3 protein-coding genes are annotated in these 2,653 nt (G+C 37.5%); all 3 read left to right on the top strand.

What is annotated here, in order from left to right:
* Positions 1-2: 2 nt before the first annotated feature.
* The gene (locus tag E1176_RS02575) at positions 3-350 is read left to right on the top strand and encodes a DUF3276 family protein (RefSeq protein ID WP_185152576.1); all 348 of its coding nucleotides are present in this window, start codon (positions 3-5) and stop codon (positions 348-350) included.
* A 134-nt stretch (positions 351-484) separates the two neighbouring features.
* A complete protein-coding gene (locus E1176_RS02580; protein ID WP_155209018.1) occupies positions 485-1,576 on the top strand; it encodes an AI-2E family transporter in 1,092 nt (363 codons plus the stop codon).
* A 6-nt stretch (positions 1,577-1,582) separates the two neighbouring features.
* Positions 1,583-2,653 (top strand): redox-regulated ATPase YchF (gene ychF, locus E1176_RS02585; RefSeq protein ID WP_155209019.1); only part of this gene is annotated, 1,071 nt, incomplete at its 3' end.

Consider the following 2,653-nt stretch of genomic DNA (forward strand, 5'->3'; position numbering starts at 1 on the left):
TTGTGGAAGAGAATAATAATAATGAAAGAGAAGAAATTTATTCTGAAAGAGTAAGAGCTGGTAAAAGAACATATTTCTTCGATGTGAAGGCTACGAGGTCGAACGACTATTATCTTACGATCACAGAAAGTAAGAGAAGGTACAAAGATGACGGTTATACCTACGAAAAACATAAGATTTTTCTGTACAAGGAAGATTTTAACAAGTTTGTAAACGCACTAAGCAATACTGTAAACCATGTGAAGGAAGAATTGCTTCCTGATGTAGATTTTACAGAGTTTGACAGACCATCTGAAGTAACAGAAAACTCAGAAACGGCTAACGTAGAATCAGATCTAAAGTGGGATTGATCTAAATAGTCATAAATTGTGAAGTGTGCCTTCGAACTATCGAGGGCATTTTTTTTGAGTACATATCGGCTGTTGGTTGTTGTGACTTGTGTGCTTTAATAAAATCGATATCTTAGCAAGAGTCTTACTTTCGTATGCGTACAATTCTTTTTATAGCTCTTTTCTTCGCTGCATTCGTCTTACTTGCGTGGCTTTTTATCGACATTTTTATTTATATAGCCCTGGCGATTGTAGTAAGCTCACTCTTAAGACCTCTTACACATTATATAGCTACAGCTCAGATTTATAATATAAAGATCCCCAGGTTACTGGCTGTGATTACAAGCTATGTAATCTTTATTCTCTTGATTGTTTCTTTCATTATTCTATTTATTCCTCTCATTAGTGAGCAGATAGAAGTAATAAGCAAGGTTGATTTCGAAGAACTCTATGGGAGAGTTACAATTCCTCTTCAGAACTTTGAAGCGTATTTGATTGAATCTCAACTGACCAATGAGAAGGAAGGATTCATCGTGAATAGTCTCAAGGAGAATATTATCAATATCATTTCTAATATCAAAATAGGCAATATTCTCAATCAGATTTTGTCTTTCACGGGCAGTTTTTTTGTTGGAGTTATAGCAGTAAGCTTTATTTCTTTCTTTTTGCTCTATGAGATGGGTAGTATGAGAAAAAAGCTCATATCCTTCATTCCTAATCGTTATTTTGAAGTTACAATTGCTGCCTACAATAAAATTGAAAGGCTATTGTCTAATTATCTGGTGGGTCTATTAATCCAGATGGTATCTATTTTTAGTATGGCCTCTCTGGGTTTGAGCATACTGGGTATAAAGTATGCGCTCACTATAGCTTTATTTGCTGCTGTGGCTAATCTTATACCTTATTTAGGGCCAATATTAGGGGCAACTTTTGGGGTGATCGTGGGTATTTCCACCGGTACTGACTTGGTCTATACACAAGACTACTTAATACTGATCATCAAGATCGCCTCGGTTTTTGGAGCCGTACAGGTGGTAGATAATATTCTATTGCAACCACTCATTTTCTCAAAAAGCGTAAAAGCTCACCCTTTGGAAATTTTTATAATTATATTTGCAGGCGCTTCGCTGGCAGGTATTCCTGGTATGATTGCTGCGATACCGGTTTATACGGTAGTGCGGGTTTCTACCTCAGAACTGTACGAAGGCTACAAAAGTTATAGAATTTTTAAAGTACAGAAAAAATAAATTTACATGGCTCTTAAATGTGGAATTGTTGGTCTCCCTAATGTTGGTAAGTCCACACTATTTAACGCAATCTCAAATAATAAGGCAGAAGCAGCTAACTTTCCTTTTTGTACAATCGAACCAAATGTGGGCGTAATTACTGTCCCTGATGAAAGATTAACGATACTGGAAGAATTAGTAAACCCTCAAAAAGTGTTACCTACCACTATTGAGTTTGTTGATATTGCGGGTCTTGTAAAAGGTGCAAGTAAGGGTGAAGGTCTGGGAAATCAGTTTCTGGCTAATATTAGAGAAGTAGATGCCATCGCTCATGTAGTAAGGTGCTTTGAAGACGACAACATTGTACATGTTGATGGTAAGGTTGACCCAGTTACCGATAAAGGTGTTATCGATGTAGAGCTTCAGATCAAAGACCTTGAGTCGATCGATAAGAAAATACAGCGTATAGAAAAGATAGCTAAAACTGGTGACGCCAAGGCTAAAAAGGAGCTTGCTGTGCTTCAGAAGTACAAAGATCATCTTGAGTCCGGAAACAACGCACGTACGCTGGAAGTAGATAAAGAAGATAGAAAGATCGTTCAGGATTTACAATTACTCACAGCTAAGCCTGTAATCTACGTGGCTAATGTTGAAGAAACTGCACTTCCTGATGGTAATGCCCACGTTGAGAAGCTTAAAGATGCTGTAAAAGATGAAAATGCTCAGGTAGTAGTTGTTTCTGCTTCGATTGAAGCCCAAATTGCAGAGCTAGAAGATAAAGAAGAGCGAGAGATGTTTTTAGCTGAATATGGCCTAAAAACGTCAGGATTAAGCAAATTAATACGTGCCGCTTATACCATCTTAGATTTGATCACATACTTTACAGCCGGCCCGACAGAAGTAAGAGCCTGGACGATCAGAAAAGGTTGGAAAGCACCCCAGGCGGCTGGTGTGATACATACAGATTTTGAAAAAGGCTTTATTAAGGCTGAGGTAATCAAACTAGACGATTATCAAAACTATAAAACAGAAGTAGCTTGTAAAGAGGCTGGTAAGATTGCTATAGAAGGAAAAGAATATGTAGTGTCTGATGGAGAC

The sequence above is a fragment of the Fulvivirga aurantia genome (assembly GCF_009711475.1).
In the GTDB taxonomy this organism is placed as follows: Bacteria; Bacteroidota; Bacteroidia; order Cytophagales; family Cyclobacteriaceae; genus Fulvivirga; species Fulvivirga aurantia.